The organism is Burkholderia sp. 9775_39, from assembly GCF_015712225.1.
GTDB lineage: Bacteria > Pseudomonadota > Gammaproteobacteria > Burkholderiales > Burkholderiaceae > Burkholderia > Burkholderia cenocepacia.
The window spans coordinates 1-14,316 of the sequence record NZ_JACCQC010000006.1 but is presented as its reverse complement, the minus strand read 5'-3'; the positions used below and the strand labels follow the sequence as shown (position 1 = coordinate 14,316).

The window sequence follows — 14,316 nt, the reverse complement described above, 5'->3', positions numbered from 1 at the left end:
GCGGTCAGGAGACACTGCGCATGGATCTGGACTATTCCCCTGCCGACGACGCGTTCCGCGTTGACGTCCGCGCCTGGCTCGAGGCCCACCTGCCTCATGCTCTGCGCGCCAAGGTACTCGATCACAAACGACTCGACCGCGAGGATTTCGCGAGCTGGCACCGGATTCTCGGCCAGCGAGGCTGGTCCGCACCCGCATGGCCGGTCGAATATGGCGGCCCGGGCTGGAACGCGACGCAGCGACACATCTGGGACGAGGAATGCGCGCGGATCGGTGCGCCGACCGTGCTGCCGTTCGGGGTGTCGATGGTCGCGCCGGTTTTGATGAAATACGGCAGCGAAGCGCAGAAGCGCCACTATCTGCCGCGTATTCTCGACGGCTCGGACTGGTGGTGTCAGGGTTACTCGGAGCCGGGTTCCGGGTCCGATTTGGCGTCGCTGCGCACGCGCGCCGAGCGCCACGGCGATCACTACGTCGTCAACGGCCAGAAGACCTGGACCACGCTCGGCCAGTACGCCGACATGATGTTCTGCCTCGTGCGCACCGATCCGGCCGCGAAGAAGCAGGAGGGTATCTCGTTCCTGCTGATCGACATGAAGACGCCCGGCATCACGGTGCGTCCGATCGTGATGCTCGACGAAGACCACGAGGTCAACGAGGTGTTCTTCGAGGACGTGAAGGTGCCGGTCGAGAACCTCGTCGGCGACGAGAACCGCGGCTGGACCTACGCGAAATACCTGCTGGGCCACGAGCGCACCGGCATCGCGCGCGTCGGTGCGTCGAAGCGGGAGCTCGCGTTCCTGAAGCGTGTCGCATCGAACCAGCGCAAGAACGGCAAGCCGCTGCTCGCCGATCCCGTGTTCGCCGCGAAGGTCGCGGCGCTCGAAGTCGAGCTGATGGCGCTCGAGGTGACGGTGCTGCGCGTCGTCAGCCGCGAGACGAGCGGCAAGGGGCCCGGCCCCGAAGCGTCGATGCTGAAGATCAAGGGCACCGAGGTGCAGCAGGCGCTCACCGAGCTGATGGTCGAGGCGATCGGTCCGCTGGCCGCACCGTTCGACGTGCCGTTCCTCGATGGCGAGCGCGAGCACAGCATCGCGGGCGACGACGATGCGGCGCCGCTCGCCGCGTACTACTTCAATTACCGGAAGACGTCGATCTACGGCGGTTCGAACGAGATCCAGAAGAACATCATCGCGCAGATGATTCTGGGGCTGTGATCAGGGAACGGAGACAACCATGGATTTCAGCTTTACCGATGAGCAGCAGCAGTTCGCCGACGCGCTGCGCCGGTATCTCGGCGAGCAATACGGTTTCGAAGCGCGCCAGGCGATCGTGCGCAGCGATGCCGGCGTATCGGACGCGCAATGGAGCGCATTCACCGAACTCGGGTTGACCGCGTTGCCCGTGCCGGACGCGCAGGGCGGCTTCGGCGGCGGCCCGGTCGACATGCTGGTCGTGATGCAGGAGCTCGGCCGCGCACTCGTGATCGAGCCGTACTGGGCCACGGCAGTCGGCGTCGAGGCGTTGCGGATCGCCGGCTCCGGCGCAGGCGAAGATGCCGCGTTGCTGGAGGCGGTTGCGCAGGGGCACAAGCGCGTGGCGGTCGCGTTCCACGAACCGCGAGCGCGCTACGACCTGTACGCACTCGACACGCATGTGCGCGAGCACGGCGGCACGTACCGGCTGACCGGCGCGAAGTCGGTGGTTCAGCACGGCGCCCAGGCGCATGCGTGGATCGTGCCTGCGCGGGTCGACGGCGGCGGCATCGGCCTCTTTGTCGTCGAACACGATGCAGCGAACACGAAGGTGGTCGACTACCGGACCATCGATGGCCAGCGTGCCGCGACGATCTCCTTCGACGACACGCCGGCCCGATTGCTGACGGGTGGCGCGCGCGACGCGGCGGCACTCGAGCAGATTGCCGATTACGCGACTTTCCTGCTGTGCGCGGAAGCGGTCGGCGCGCTCGACGAACTCAATCGCGCGACGGTCGAATACACGAAGACGCGCGAGCAGTTCGGCGTGCCGATCGCGCGTTTTCAGGCGCTGCAGCACCGGATGGTCGACATGCTGATCCATGCCGAGCAGGCGCGTTCGCTGACCTATCTCGCGGCGGTGCGCTACGCGAACGGCGACGCCGATGCGCGGCGCAAGGCCGTGTCGGCCGCGAAGGCGCGGGTCGGGTCGGCCGCACGCTTCGTCGGCCAGCAGGCGGTCCAGCTGCACGGCGGCATGGGCGTGACCAACGAGGTAGCCGCCGCGCACCTGTTCAAACGGCTGTCGATCATCGAGACGACACTCGGCGATACCGATCATCACCTCGCCCGCATCGCGGCGCTGCCCGATTTCGCGCAGACCGACGTAGCATGATGGCGACGCGCGAGCGCGCGAGACAAGGAGACTTATCAGTGGGCATCAGTTACGAAGATCTGGTGGTCGGCAGTACCACCGAAGTGGGCCGCTATACGTTCGAGCCTGACGACATCAAGGCGTTCGCGAAGCGCTACGATCCGCAGCCGTTCCATCTCGACGAGGAAGCGGGGAAGGCGTCGCATTTCGGCGGCCTCGTCGCGAGCGGTTGGCATACGTGCTCGGTGTTCATGAGCCTGCTGATCCAGAAGCTCGGACCGGATTCGACCAGCATGGGCTCGCCCGGCATCGATTCGATCCGCTGGCTGAAGCCGGTGCGCGCCGGCGACACGATCACGATGTACCAGAAGGTGCACGACAAGCGCGTGTCGGAGAGCAAGCCCGATCGCGGCATCGTATCGACGGAATGGGTTGGCGTGAACGAAGCCGGCGAGACGGTGATCACCGTGCACACCAAGGTGATTTTCGGGCTGCGCCATCCGGGAGGCGCGAAGATATGACCGACGTGACCTTGCCGCTGATCGCATCGGCGCAGGCGCTGCAGGCGCGGGTCGGCGCGGAGCCGCTCGCGAGCGGCTGGATCGAGATCGACCAGCCGCGCGTCGACGGTTTCGCCGACGCGACCGGCGACCATCAATGGATTCACGTCGACCCCGAGCGCGCGCGGCGCGAGTCGCCGTTCGGCGGACCGATCGCGCACGGGTTCCTGACGCTGTCGCTGATTCCCGCGTTGATGACCGACGCGATGCGCTTCGAGCAGAAGATGGGCGTGAACTACGGGCTGAACCGCGTGCGGTTTTTGAAGCCGGTGCCGGTCGGTGCGCGCGTGCGTGCGCTGTTCGCGGTGAAGGAAACCGCCGACGCTGCGCGTGGCGGCATTCAGGTGACGTGGTCCGTATCGGTGCAGGTCGAGCGCCCCGACGCGCCGCTGCCGGTGTGCGCGGCGGAGTTCATCACGCTGCATTACTTCTGAGGCACGGAGCGGCATGCACGGATGCCGCTCCGCCCGCCGCGTGCGGGTCAGTGCTTCGCGTATTGCGTCGCGCCGAACAGCACCTCGCGTGCCTTGTCGTCCTGCAGCGGCTTGCGCATCGACGCGAGCACCTCGACGCCGCGCTGCACGGCCGGTCGCGCGGCGATCGCCTCGTGCCAGCGCTTCACGTTCGGCAAGGCGTCGAGCACGATGCCCTGGTTCTGCCACGAACGTGTCCACGGGAACGTCGCAATGTCCGCGATCGTGTACGTGTCGCCCGCGAGATACTCGGATTCGCCGAGGCGCTTTTCCATCACGTTGTACAGGCGCTTCGCTTCGTTCGTGTAGCGGTTGACCGCATACTCGATCTTCTCCGGCGCATACAGGCGGAAGTGGTGCGCCTGCCCGAGCATCGGGCCGACACCGCCCATCTGGAACATCAGCCACTCGAGCGTCGCATAGCGTGCGGCCGGATCGGTCGGCAGGAACTTGCCGGTCTTCTCCGCGAGGTAGATCAGGATCGCGCCCGATTCGAACAGCGAGATCGGTTGGCCGCCGGGGCCGTCCGGATCGACGATCGCGGGGATCTTGTTGTTCGGGCTGATCTTCAGGAACGCGGGCTCGAACTGGTCGCCCGCGCCGATATCGATCGGATGGGCACGATATGCGAGGCCCGTTTCCTCGAGCATGATGTGCACCTTGTGGCCATTCGGGGTCGCCCAGCTATAGACGTCGATCATCGTCAACTCCTGTGAGGCTTGCGCGAAAACGGCGCCGGCGGCGCCGCGACAGGCGGTCATTAGAGCATGGATCGACACGGGCTGCTGGCGATGCAAACGCGCGTGCCGACGGGCAGGCAAGGCCGGGCGGGAGATCGCCGTCGGCATTGCGTGCGACGGCGACATGCCGCATCGGAGGGACGCGGCGGCGTGGCGTCGGTTCGAAGGCCGACGCGGCGGATCAGCGCTTGTAGCGCGGCGGGCGCTTCTCGAGAAAGGCGGTGATGCCTTCGAGCCCGTCCGCATGATGCAGCGACGCGACGAAATGATCGCGCTCGGTGCCGAGGTGCGCGTCCAGCGGTTGCGCGGTCGCGTCGTCGAGCAACGACTTGATGCGCGTGAGCGCATTCGGCGAGATGCCGGCGAGCGTGTCGGCCCATGCCAGTGCGTCGCTCAGCGCCGTGCCGGGCGTGGCGAGCCGGTTGACGACGCCGAGCGCATGCAGGCGTTCGGCGGCAACCGGCTTGCCTTCGAACAGGATCTCGGCCGCGATCGCGCGCGGCAACGCACGGGCGAGAAACCACGAGCCGCCGCCGTCGGGCGTCAGGCCGACGCGCGCATACGACATCACGAATTTCGCATCATGTGCGGCGACGATCAGGTCGCACGCGAGCGCGAGCGAGAAGCCCGCGCCGGCCGCGGCGCCTTCGACGGCTGCGATCACCGGCTTCGTGGCTGCGCGGATCGCCGTTACCCATGCCGCGAGCTGATCGATGCTGTCGGCCTGAAAGGACGGCTCCTTCGAGCGATTCTCGAGCAGCCGGTTCAGGTTGCCGCCTGCGCAGAAGAAGCGGTCGGCACCTGTCAGCACGACGGCGCGAATCGCCGGATCGCGCTCGGCGGTGGCGAGCGCTTCCATGCCGGCCGCGTACATGTCGGGATGCAGCGCGTTGCGCGCGCCGGGATTGGACAGTGTGAGGACGAGCGTCGATTCGCTCTCGGGCGGACGCGAGGCCAGCAGTTCAGCACTCATGGGAGCGTGTCTCCATCGGATGGCGCGGCTGTGACGCCGCGTGTGTCGCGTGGACAGGCGGCGCCGTCGCCGCAGCGGCGGTAATGTTGTCGTGACGAACGCAAAACTTGCTTTAGACTAGCACGAACGTGCTTTTCAGCGCGATGAATCCCGATGCGGCCGGCGTCGAGGCGGCCGCGCTTCAGCCAGGAAGGAGACTCCGATGCTACAGCTGTGCGGTATCCCGTTGTCCAACTACTACAACAAGGTGAAGTTCGTCCTGCTCGAGCACGACATTCCGTTCGAGGAGTCGGTGTGCGGTTTGCCGATCAGCGATCCGGCGCAGCTTGCCGATTCGCCGCTCGGCAAGATTCCGTTCCTGAAGACCGAAGAGGGCGCGCTGTTCGAGTCGCAGGTGATCGTCGAATACCTGGCGGCGCGCTATCCCGAAAAAGGTATTTTGCCCGCAAGCCCGTTCGCGGCCGCGAAGGTGCGCGAACTGGTCGAGACGCTCGAGTTGTATCTCGAATGGATGGCGCGCGAGGTCTATACGGAAGCGTTTTTCGGCGGCAAGGTCAGCGACGGGATGAAGGCGCACGTCGAGAAGCGTCTGCCGCGCGCGATCGATGCCTTCAAGCAGATGACGCGGTTTTCGCCGTATGTGCTCGGCGAATCGTTCGGCCTCGCGGACATGGCGGCGTGGGTCCATCTGCCGGTCATCGGCATGGCGACGAAGGCCATATTCGGCCGCGACTTCCTGCTCGATGCAGGCATCGACTGGAAGGCGCACGCGAAGACGGTGGGTGAGCGCCCGGCCGCGCAACGCGTGGCAGCCGAGCGCAAGGCGTATATCGAAGCGGCGAACGTCGTGCGTTCGTAAGCGTTTCTGACGGGCGGCGTGCGGCCGCCCGTGGCGGTCTTACAGGCGGGCGAGCCGTTCGAGCGCGGAGGCGAGCGTGCTTTCCTGCTTCGCGAAGCAGAAGCGGACGACGCCCGATTCGTGCGGCTCGTGATAGAACGCCGACACCGGAATGGCGGCCACGCCGATCTCCGACGTGAGCCACTTCGAAAATTCCGCTTCGGGCAGGTCGCTGATCGCCGAGTAGTCGACGCACTGAAAGTACGTGCCCGTGCACGGCAGCAGCTTGAAGCGCGTGCGTTCGAGGCCGGCCCGGAAGAAATCGCGCTTGTGCTGATAGAAGCCCGCGAGCGACAGGTACGGCGCCGGGTCGCGCAGGTAGTCGGCGAGCCCGATCTGCATCGGCGTGTTCACCGTGAACACGTTGAACTGGTGGACCTTGCGGAATTCCGCGGTCAGCGCGGCAGGCGCCGCGACGTAACCGACCTTCCAGCCCGTCACGTGATAGGTCTTGCCGAAGCTCGACACGATGAAGCTGCGCGCGGCGAGTTCCGGGTAGCGCGCGGCGCTCTCGTGGCGCGCGCCGTCGTAGACCATGTGCTCGTACACCTCGTCGGACAGGATCAGCACGTTGGTGCCGCGCACGATGTCCTCGAGCTTGCGCATGTCGGCCTCGCGCCACACGGTGCCCGTCGGGTTGTGCGGCGTGTTGATCAGGATCATCCGCGTTTTCGGCGTGATCGCGGCCGCGAGGCGGTCGAACGGGATCGCATAGTCGGGCGCCTCCAGCGTGACGAACACCGGCTTGCCGCCCGCGAGCTCGATCGACGGCAGGTAGCTGTCGTAGGTCGGCTCGACGACGATCACTTCGTCGCCCGGATGCACCGCGCACAGGATCGCCGTCAGCAGCGCCTGCGTCGCGCCGGCCGTCACGGTGATTTCGCTGGCCGGATCGTAGCGCCGGCCGTACACCTGCGCGATCTTGTCGGCGATCGCGTCGCGCAGCGGCGCGACGCCGGCCATCGGCGGATACTGGTTGTGCCCGTTGCGCATCGCGGCCGAGACCGCATCGACGATGCGCGGATCGCAATCGAAATCCGGGAAACCCTGGCCGAGGTTCACCGCCCCTTTTTCGGCGGCAAGCGCGCTCATGACCGTGAAGATCGTCGTGCCGACGTTCGGCAGGCGCGAGGGGAAAACGGGCGTCGTTGGCATATCTGAAGGAGCGTTCATCGATACGGTCGAAATCGGGTGGGGCCGTGTGCGTCAGGCTGGCGTGGTCGGGGCGGCCGGCGTCGCGTCGAGCGCGCAGGCCTCGGTAAAGGGAGCGGGCTGCGCGATCCGGAAACCGAAGTCGCGTGCGGTGCGTTTCGCGAGCTTCAGCAGCGCGCGGTCCTTCGACACGAGCCAGTCGGCCTGCGCGGCGCGGGCGAGCTCGAGAAATTTCTGGTCGTCGCGGTCCTTGCACTTCGGCAGCGGCGGCGCGCCGGCGTCGACGGGCGGCGGTTCGACGAGGTTCGCGAGACGGGCGACGGTCGCGAGCGCGGCCGCCTTGTCGATCGCGCGCGACTGAAACTGCGGATAGTCGAGCACGTATTCGAGCTCGGTCAGGCAGCGGCCGTCGATCACGGCGGCCAGCGTGCCGCATTCCAGCGCGGCGCGGATCGGGCGCGTAGCGGGGTCGTCGAATACGAGGATGTCGATCCAGACGTTCGAGTCGAGCACGACGCGGTGCGCGGCATGCGGGGCGAGAGAGCGGCTCATTCGTTACAATCGGTGGTTTTCGTCTGACCGCAAGGCACGGCGTGCCAGCGAGCCTCTATGATAATCGTTCTCTCTCCCGCCAAATCCCTCGACTACGATACGCCCGCGCACGTCCCGTCTTACACGTTGCCTGCATTCGTCGACGACGCGTCGGAACTGATCCACGGCCTGCGCAAGCTGTCGCCGCAGGACATCGCGACGCTGATGGATATCTCCGATCCGCTTGCGCGCCTGAATTTCCAGCGCTACGCCGACTGGTCGCCGACCTTCACGCCGGCCAACGCGAAGCAGGCCGTGCTGGCGTTCAACGGTGACGTCTACGAAGGTTTCGACGCAAAATCGCTGTCGTCCACCGATCTCGACTATGCGCAGCAGCACGTGCGCGTGCTGTCGGGCCTGTACGGGCTGCTGCGTCCGCTCGACCTGCTGCAGCCGTACCGGCTCGAGATGGGCACGCGGTTCGCGAACGCACGCGGCAAGGATCTGTATGCGTTCTGGGGCGACCGCATCACGCGGGCGCTGAACGAGCAGCTGGAGACGCGCAGCGGCGCCGCACGCGTGCTGGTCAACTGCGCGTCGACCGAATACTTCAAGTCGGTCAAGCCGAAGCTGCTGGCCGCACCGGTCATCACGCCGGTATTCGAGGACTGGAAGGGTGGCCGCTACAAGATCATCAGCTTCCATGCGAAACGCGCGCGCGGCCTGATGGCGCGTTTTGTCGTCGAGAACCGTATCACCGACCCGAAGGCGCTGAAGGCATTCGCGACCGAAGGCTATGCGTTCGATGCGGCGGCGTCGAACGATTCGACTTACGTATATCGCCGGCGCATCGGCGAGTGACCCTGCCGGCCGTTCACGAGACGGCCGGCGCCTGCATGAGGCCGGACAGGCGGTACACCGCGTGCTTCGGTCAACCGCTTTGCATGGGGCCGGCGTAAGCGCTAAAGCGCTAACGCCGGTCGATAACGGAGAGAGACAGATGACCCTTTCGATCACCAGTAATTTCGACGCGGGCGCCATCGACGTCGTGTCGTGCGAGCGCCCCGACGCGATCCGGCTGCGCGTGCGCGGCGACAATCGGTCGGAGTTCGCGCAATGGTTTTACTACCGCTTGACGGGCGCGCGCGGCGAGCGGTGCGTGATGACGTTCGAGAACGCAGCCGAATGCGCATACCCGTCGGGCTGGCGCAACTATCACGCGGTGGCGAGCTACGACCGGGTCGACTGGTTCCGCGTGCCGACGACGTTCGACGGCAAGACGATGACCATCGACCATACGCCCGAGTTCGACAGCATCTACTACGCGTATTTCGAACCGTACTCGGAAGAGCGTCACGCGGCGTTTCTCGGCGCGGTCCAGCAGTTGCCGCAGGCGAGCGTCGTCGAGCTCGGCCGCACGGTCGAAGGCCGTCCGATGTCGCTGCTGACGCTCGGCACACCGGAAACCGACGATGCGCCGAAGAAGAAGGTATGGATCATCGCGCGCCAGCATCCGGGCGAGTCGATGGCCGAGTGGTTCGTCGAAGGCCTGGTCAAGCGGCTGGCCGGATGGGGCGACTGGGCCGGCGATCCGGTGGCGCGCAAGCTCTACGATCGCGTGACGTTCTACATCGTCCCGAACATGAATCCGGACGGCAGCGTGCACGGCAACCTGCGCACCAATGCGGCCGGCGCGAACCTGAACCGCGAGTGGATGGCGCCCGATGCCGAGCGCAGCCCCGAAGTGCTGGCCGTGCGCGATGCGATCCACGCGATCGGCTGCGACATGTTCTTCGACATTCACGGCGACGAGGATCTGCCGTACGTGTTCGTCGCCGGCTCGGAGATGCTGCCGAGCTTTACCGAGCAGCAGGGCAAGGAGCAGGCCGCGTTCATCGACGCGTTCAAGGTCGCCAGCCCCGACTTTCAGACCGAGCATGGCTACGCGGCGAGCAAGTACAAGGAAGATGCGCTGAAGCTCGCGTCGAAGTACATCGGCCATCAGTTCGGCTGCCTGTCGTTGACGCTCGAAATGCCGTTCAAGGACAACGCGAACCTGCCCGACGAGCGCGTCGGCTGGAACGGCGAGCGCAGCGCGGCGCTCGGCGCGGCGATGCTGGCTGCGATCCTGGTGCACGTCGACACGTTCGCGTAAGCGCAGCCGTTCGTCGTCGCATGAAAAAAGCCGGCGCATCTCGTGATGCGCCGGCTTTTTTGCCGCTGTCGTTGCTGCTCCGTCGTATCAGGACTTCTTCGCGGTTTTTTTCTTCACGGCCTTCTTCTTGCCGCTGGATTTCTTCGTCGCGACGGCCTTCTTGCTGCCGGCGCGGCTCGATGCCTTCGCCTTGGCTTTGCCGCGGTGCGACTTGCCCTTGAACTTCTTCGTCGAAGACGACGAGCGTTCGACGCGCGGCTTCAGCGGCGGGACCGGGTCGTTCCAGCTGAACGCGAGCATTTGCTGGCCGACATAGCCGCAACGGAATTTCAGCGGCGTCGGATCGCTGCCGTTGCTGTGGATGCCGAGCCCGTCGACGGTGACGATGTTGTCGACCTTCACGCGCTGCTTGCCCTGGTCGAACGAGTCGTTCCACGGCGTGATGGTCGCGTTGCCGCTGTCGAATGCGTTCGGCGCGAAGTCGACGCGGTCGAACGCCGTCGACGTACTGGCGATGAAGCTGCCGTGCGCCGCACAATCGGCGGCGAGCGGATCGGCATGCATCTCGTTGACGAATTTGTTGATCAGTTCGGAGCGCTGGTCGAGCAGGTCGGCGAATACCGGAGCGGGAAGCGCAAGCGACAGGCCCGCGATACAGGCTGCCAGCTTGCCGAGCGCCCGGAAAATCCGGAGCGAGGCAGGTGAGCTGTCCATCTGGTTATTGGTGAGGAGCGAAGGAGACATCGGGCACGTATAGATGCCCGATGAAGAACAGGAGTTCAATCTTAGCGTAAAAAAGTTGTGCGGCAGTAGGTGGCGTATTCGGCGCGCGTCGTGGAGGGTGCCGCCGGCACATGTGTGCGCCGAGCTGGTCCGGAGGGGAAAGTCAGGCGCGCGGGCCGCCGAGGCGGTAGCGCCGGACGTCGAAGGTCGTGACCCACGCGGGGCGATAGACGGCGATGAGTGCCGTCGCCATGCCGGTGAACCACGCTTCGCCGAGCGCGAGCAGCGCGGTGTTCAGCAGATAGCCTGCCGGAATCACGACGGGCACGCCGTCGGCGAGCGCGAGCTGGACACCGGCCGCCGCAGCGGCGACCGCGACGATCGCGATGGCCGGCGACAGGAAGCCCTGCCCGGTGATGAACGATGCGAGGTTGTGCGGCAGCCACGCGAGCGCGGCGCGTTGCAGCAACGCCGACACGGCGACAGGCAGCGCACCGTAGATCAGATAGGTCAGGCCGATGCCTTGCCACGGCGCGTCGAAAATGACCGCGGCAATCGCCGTGACGGCGCCCATCGCAACCAGGGCGAGCGTCCAGTCGAACAGCGTGACGAGCAGCGTTGCGCCAAGCAGATGCATGACGATGCCGTCTTCGAGCCATGCGTTCGAAGCCCACAGGACCGTGATCGCAGTGACGAGTGCGAGCCACACGTGCTGAAGCGTGGCGTCTTGCAGGCGTACGAACGGGCGATTCCAGATCGCGAGCGCGAGCAGGGCCACGGCGGCGATCCAGCCACCGATGCCAACCCAGAGCGGAAGCGGTGTGAAAAGAAAACCCATGCGTCCATATTACTCGTTGAGCATCAAAGGTGGGAACCGGCGCATGCGCGACCGTCGCAATATCGAGACTGTTTGCCTAGCGTCCGCGCCGGAACCGTGCCGGTGGCTCGGCGGCGAGCGGCAGATCGTGCGTGCCGGCATTCGCGGTAGGCAACGGGTACGGACGGTCATGCCGTTGTGTTCGCAGCGGAACCGGGCCGTGTTCGCCGATGGCCGGCTTGCGGGCGCGGTTGCGGTTCGCCAGCAGCACCTCGAGATGGGGCGACAGCCAGCCGTTGTAGATCGCGACCGCGGCGGCGCGGTTTGCGGCGCCAAGCTGCTGGAAGATGCTCGCGAGGTGGATCTTCACGGTGCCTTCGCTGATGCCGAGCGTACGCGCGATCATCTTGTTCGTGCTGCCCATGTGGACGAACCGCATGATCTGCGCTTGTCGCGGCGACAGGAGGCCGCTCGGCGGGCGGCGGGGCAGCGAGCCGGCGAGCGTCTGGAAATGGGCATCGTGGCGCGCCGTCGCCGTGGACGGCAGCAGGCTGAGGGCGATCGGCGGAATGTAGTGCCCGCCCAGCAGGACGATCTCGAGCGCGCGCACGATGAGGTGCGGCCGCGTGGAATGCGGGATCACGCCCGCGACGCCGTAGTTGAAGAAACGCTGGATGGCTTCGGGCGAGATCTCGTCGACCAGGACGGCGACCGGTGTCGGCGAGCACGCGTTGCCGAGCGCCTGAAGCTCGCTGAGCCGGCCCACGTCGAGCCAGTCGATCGCGAGGAGGTCGAAACGCTGGGTGCGCAGCAGCCGGCGCGCCTGGAAACCGTCAGGCGCATCGTTGATGCTGGCGTGCCGGTCGATCTGCCGCAACAGGGCCTTCAGTCCGTCACGCCGTTCGGCGTCTGAGTTAAGCACCAAGAATCGCATATTCAATCTCCATAAGGTGAGTCATTGACTGCTGTCGGGGGGATATAAGCTGGCCCCGATAATGACAAAGACCTTACACGATGTCTGCTTGGCTGAAAGGCTTAGGAAAAGTTCGAAATTTTGAGCGACAGAACATCGGACAAGAAAAAAGCCGCTTCGGCAGGCACCGGAAGCGGCTTTTGGCGGGGCAGGCTGCAGGGCCTGCGGGGGCGAGTCAGTGGAAATGCGGCTGCGCGGGCGACGCGTCTTCCGGCATTTCCGCATGGACGATTTCGCCGAGCGGATCGGCGTACAGCGGCACACCGCAGTCGTCGCAGTATTCGGGTTCGAAGCGGCCCGCGTGCCGGCGGACGTCGGTTACGCCGCATTCCTTCAGCAGGCTCACGATTTCCTCGAGCGGCCCTTCGATCGGCGCTTCGCCTTCGAGCGTCGCGCTGTCGATCGAAACGTCGCCGTTTTCACGGCCGTAGAGCGGCCACACGACGCCGTAGATCACATCGTTGCTGGCACGCCGCGTGAAGCCGACCCGATACTCGTCGATACGGCGTTCGCCGAAGCCGGCGACCACCGCGCGCAACTCCTGCGGCGCTGCACCAAGTGTGTCGAATAGATAACGAATGGCCGTTCGGACGGTGTGTGGACGCACGCGTTCGTCCGCATCGCGACAGGCCGAGTAGTACGCGTCCGGAAGCAGGCATTCGAACTCGCAGCCGGGCAGCGCGATCGACAGGTTCGGGCCGCCTTGTGCCGTCCACTGTTCGAGGCACTGGCCGCGCTCGATACGGCTGCCGTTTTCTTCTTCCTGCCAACGGAACAGCGCCGCGCCGGTCGGCGCGGCGACGACCGCCAGCAGGAAGCGCGGATCGGCCAGGATCGGCGAGGTTTCCGGCAGGTCGCCGAAGCTCAGCTTCGGGGTGTGCTGACCGATCGCCGCATGCGCGAGCTGCTGGGCCAGCCGGTAGGTTTCCACGTGGTGCCGCGGCAGTTGGTCGATGCTGTAGAGGAAGGGAGCAAGCCCGACGAGGGTGCCGTTTGCGAGCACGTGCGCCTGCAGGTGCGTGCGCAGCGCGTCGGTAACGTCGCCCTTCAGTGGGCCCGACGGAATCATATAGCGCGTCCAGGCGAGCACCGGGACGGCGACCAGCAGCGCATCGTACGGTTGGCCGTCGTGGTCGATCACCATCGACTCGCTGTGTGTCTCGGCCATGTCGGCGAGCGCGCCGTAGGCGTCGGGATGATTCTGCTGAAGATGGTCGAGCGCGGCGTCGAGCGTGGTCTGATTGCCGTTGCGGACGATCTTGGCGAGCAGCGCGTCGAGCTTCGCTTCCCAGAAGCGATCCTCGATGCGGCTGCCCGACGCGAAGAGCGCAAGCGACAGACCGACCAGTTTGTCGGCATCGGGGGGGAGGCGTTTGGCGATTCGCTGGCGCATATTAAAGACGTATATAGAAAGAGGCGAAGAACCTCACATTCTAGTCCGTTCTTTGCACCATAAGCGGCCTCGTGCCCAGGCATGGCCGGACGGCCGAATTGCGGCGCTCGTAAAAAAGTTGCTTCAAGCCCCTTGCGCGATCGCCGTGAGCTGCATAGAATCACGCCTCTTTCGCGCTAACGGAAACGCGGCGCGGAAGGAAGGGAAGCAGTGCCGTTGGAGTTCGGAAGTAGCGAGCCTTGGCGGTACGGAAGTTGAGCCCCGCAGTCGCAACGAAGTCGTTCAGAAAGTTGTTGACGAACTGCGAAACACGGTTCATAATCTCGCTTCTCTGCTGCTGAAAACGCAGCGCTGCTGAGGGGGTTCAGATCACTCGCAGACATGCTCTTTAAAAATTAACAGCCGATAAGTGTGGGCGCTTGATGGCAGCGAGCTGATCCTCGGATCAGATGGCAAAAGTATCAAGAGTCTCACACTAAAGTAAGTCAGGTTTATGAAGTGATTCATATTCCTGTCAGCTTTGAGTGAGCGACCGGTTCTTAACTGAACCGAAAACAGTAACAGGTTTGAACTGAAGAG

General features: G+C 65.3%; 15 protein-coding genes. 7 read left to right on the top strand and 8 right to left on the bottom strand.

Features of this window, described 5'->3' with window-relative positions; genetic code table 11:
- Positions 1-20: 20 nt before the first annotated feature.
- The 4 genes from H0X90_RS09895 to H0X90_RS09880 are packed head-to-tail and all read left to right on the top strand — an operon-like array spanning position 21 to position 3,343.
- The gene (locus H0X90_RS09895; protein WP_006484866.1) at positions 21-1,217 is read left to right on the top strand and encodes an acyl-CoA dehydrogenase family protein; all 1,197 of its coding nucleotides are present in this window, start codon (positions 21-23) and stop codon (positions 1,215-1,217) included.
- A 19-nt stretch (positions 1,218-1,236) separates the two neighbouring features.
- The gene (locus H0X90_RS09890; RefSeq protein ID WP_060266915.1) at positions 1,237-2,370 is read left to right on the top strand and encodes an acyl-CoA dehydrogenase family protein; all 1,134 of its coding nucleotides are present in this window, start codon (positions 1,237-1,239) and stop codon (positions 2,368-2,370) included.
- A gap of 38 nt (positions 2,371-2,408) precedes the next feature.
- On the top strand, positions 2,409-2,870 hold the full coding sequence (locus H0X90_RS09885) for a MaoC family dehydratase (protein WP_006484884.1): 462 nt from the start codon (positions 2,409-2,411) through the stop codon (positions 2,868-2,870).
- Positions 2,867-3,343, top strand: a complete 477-nt coding sequence (locus tag H0X90_RS09880; protein ID WP_006496999.1) for a MaoC family dehydratase — start codon at positions 2,867-2,869, stop codon at positions 3,341-3,343. Before H0X90_RS09885 ends, H0X90_RS09880 begins: the two co-directional genes overlap by 4 nt.
- A 47-nt stretch (positions 3,344-3,390) precedes the next feature.
- Here H0X90_RS09880 and H0X90_RS09875 read toward each other — a convergent pair whose 3' ends face one another.
- Together H0X90_RS09875 and H0X90_RS09870 are read right to left on the bottom strand one after the other, a co-directional pair.
- Positions 3,391-4,083, bottom strand: a complete 693-nt coding sequence (locus tag H0X90_RS09875; RefSeq protein WP_006484871.1) for a glutathione binding-like protein — start codon at positions 4,081-4,083, stop codon at positions 3,391-3,393.
- Between the two features lie 220 nt (positions 4,084-4,303).
- Complete coding sequence (locus H0X90_RS09870; RefSeq protein ID WP_077188908.1) at positions 4,304-5,095, bottom strand: oxepin-CoA hydrolase, alternative type; 792 nt, start codon at positions 5,093-5,095, stop codon at positions 4,304-4,306.
- A gap of 202 nt (positions 5,096-5,297) precedes the next feature.
- Between H0X90_RS09870 and H0X90_RS09865 the strand changes: the two genes are divergently transcribed.
- Positions 5,298-5,954 (top strand): glutathione S-transferase, encoded by a 657-nt coding sequence (locus H0X90_RS09865; RefSeq protein WP_034201511.1) that lies wholly within the window; start codon positions 5,298-5,300, stop codon positions 5,952-5,954.
- Between the two features lie 39 nt (positions 5,955-5,993).
- Here H0X90_RS09865 and H0X90_RS09860 read toward each other — a convergent pair whose 3' ends face one another.
- Both H0X90_RS09860 and H0X90_RS09855 read right to left on the bottom strand, forming a co-directional pair.
- Entirely contained in the window at positions 5,994-7,166 is a 1,173-nt protein-coding gene (locus H0X90_RS09860; protein ID WP_077188909.1) for a pyridoxal phosphate-dependent aminotransferase, read from the bottom strand.
- A gap of 33 nt (positions 7,167-7,199) precedes the next feature.
- Complete coding sequence (locus tag H0X90_RS09855; RefSeq protein WP_006484880.1) at positions 7,200-7,697, bottom strand: putative toxin-antitoxin system toxin component, PIN family; 498 nt, start codon at positions 7,695-7,697, stop codon at positions 7,200-7,202.
- Between the two features lie 57 nt (positions 7,698-7,754).
- Between H0X90_RS09855 and yaaA the strand changes: the two genes are divergently transcribed.
- Positions 7,755-8,537, top strand: coding sequence for a peroxide stress protein YaaA (gene yaaA, locus H0X90_RS09850; RefSeq protein WP_006484893.1), 783 nt, complete (start codon positions 7,755-7,757; stop codon positions 8,535-8,537).
- Between the two features lie 139 nt (positions 8,538-8,676).
- The gene (locus H0X90_RS09845; RefSeq protein WP_006484873.1) at positions 8,677-9,831 is read left to right on the top strand and encodes a M14-type cytosolic carboxypeptidase; all 1,155 of its coding nucleotides are present in this window, start codon (positions 8,677-8,679) and stop codon (positions 9,829-9,831) included.
- Positions 9,832-9,918: 87 nt separating this feature from the next.
- On the opposite strand, the gene H0X90_RS09840 is transcribed toward H0X90_RS09845, so the two are convergent.
- From H0X90_RS09840 to H0X90_RS09825, 4 genes are all read right to left on the bottom strand, one after another.
- Positions 9,919-10,575 carry a BspC domain-containing protein gene (locus H0X90_RS09840; protein ID WP_077188910.1) on the bottom strand — a complete coding sequence of 219 codons (657 nt, stop codon included), beginning with the start codon at positions 10,573-10,575 and terminating at the stop codon, positions 9,919-9,921.
- A gap of 142 nt (positions 10,576-10,717) precedes the next feature.
- On the bottom strand, positions 10,718-11,392 hold the full coding sequence (locus tag H0X90_RS09835) for an energy-coupling factor ABC transporter permease (RefSeq protein WP_006484865.1): 675 nt from the start codon (positions 11,390-11,392) through the stop codon (positions 10,718-10,720).
- A gap of 76 nt (positions 11,393-11,468) precedes the next feature.
- Positions 11,469-12,305 carry a response regulator transcription factor gene (locus H0X90_RS09830; RefSeq protein ID WP_006496994.1) on the bottom strand — a complete coding sequence of 279 codons (837 nt, stop codon included), beginning with the start codon at positions 12,303-12,305 and terminating at the stop codon, positions 11,469-11,471.
- Positions 12,306-12,519: 214 nt separating this feature from the next.
- Entirely contained in the window at positions 12,520-13,737 is a 1,218-nt protein-coding gene (locus tag H0X90_RS09825) for a DUF2863 family protein (RefSeq protein WP_006484868.1), read from the bottom strand.
- Positions 13,738-14,316 lie beyond the last annotated feature (579 nt).

Excerpts from the sequence above, each read along its gene's own strand:
- H0X90_RS09895 (WP_006484866.1), top strand. The coding sequence starts at position 21 with ATGGATCTGGACTATTCCCCTGCCGACGACGCGTTCCGCGTTGACGTC.
- H0X90_RS09890 (WP_060266915.1), top strand. The coding sequence starts at position 1,237 with ATGGATTTCAGCTTTACCGATGAGCAGCAGCAGTTCGCCGACGCGCTG.
- H0X90_RS09880 (WP_006496999.1), top strand. The coding sequence starts at position 2,867 with ATGACCGACGTGACCTTGCCGCTGATCGCATCGGCGCAGGCGCTGCAG.
- H0X90_RS09875 (WP_006484871.1), bottom strand. The coding sequence starts at position 4,083 with ATGATCGACGTCTATAGCTGGGCGACCCCGAATGGCCACAAGGTGCAC.
- H0X90_RS09870 (WP_077188908.1), bottom strand. The coding sequence starts at position 5,095 with ATGAGTGCTGAACTGCTGGCCTCGCGTCCGCCCGAGAGCGAATCGACG.
- H0X90_RS09865 (WP_034201511.1), top strand. The coding sequence starts at position 5,298 with ATGCTACAGCTGTGCGGTATCCCGTTGTCCAACTACTACAACAAGGTG.
- H0X90_RS09860 (WP_077188909.1), bottom strand. The coding sequence starts at position 7,166 with ATGAACGCTCCTTCAGATATGCCAACGACGCCCGTTTTCCCCTCGCGC.
- H0X90_RS09855 (WP_006484880.1), bottom strand. The coding sequence starts at position 7,697 with ATGAGCCGCTCTCTCGCCCCGCATGCCGCGCACCGCGTCGTGCTCGAC.
- yaaA (WP_006484893.1), top strand. The coding sequence starts at position 7,755 with ATGATAATCGTTCTCTCTCCCGCCAAATCCCTCGACTACGATACGCCC.
- H0X90_RS09845 (WP_006484873.1), top strand. The coding sequence starts at position 8,677 with ATGACCCTTTCGATCACCAGTAATTTCGACGCGGGCGCCATCGACGTC.
- H0X90_RS09840 (WP_077188910.1), bottom strand. The coding sequence starts at position 10,575 with ATGTCTCCTTCGCTCCTCACCAATAACCAGATGGACAGCTCACCTGCC.
- H0X90_RS09835 (WP_006484865.1), bottom strand. The coding sequence starts at position 11,392 with ATGGGTTTTCTTTTCACACCGCTTCCGCTCTGGGTTGGCATCGGTGGC.
- H0X90_RS09830 (WP_006496994.1), bottom strand. The coding sequence starts at position 12,305 with ATGCGATTCTTGGTGCTTAACTCAGACGCCGAACGGCGTGACGGACTG.
- H0X90_RS09825 (WP_006484868.1), bottom strand. The coding sequence starts at position 13,737 with ATGCGCCAGCGAATCGCCAAACGCCTCCCCCCCGATGCCGACAAACTG.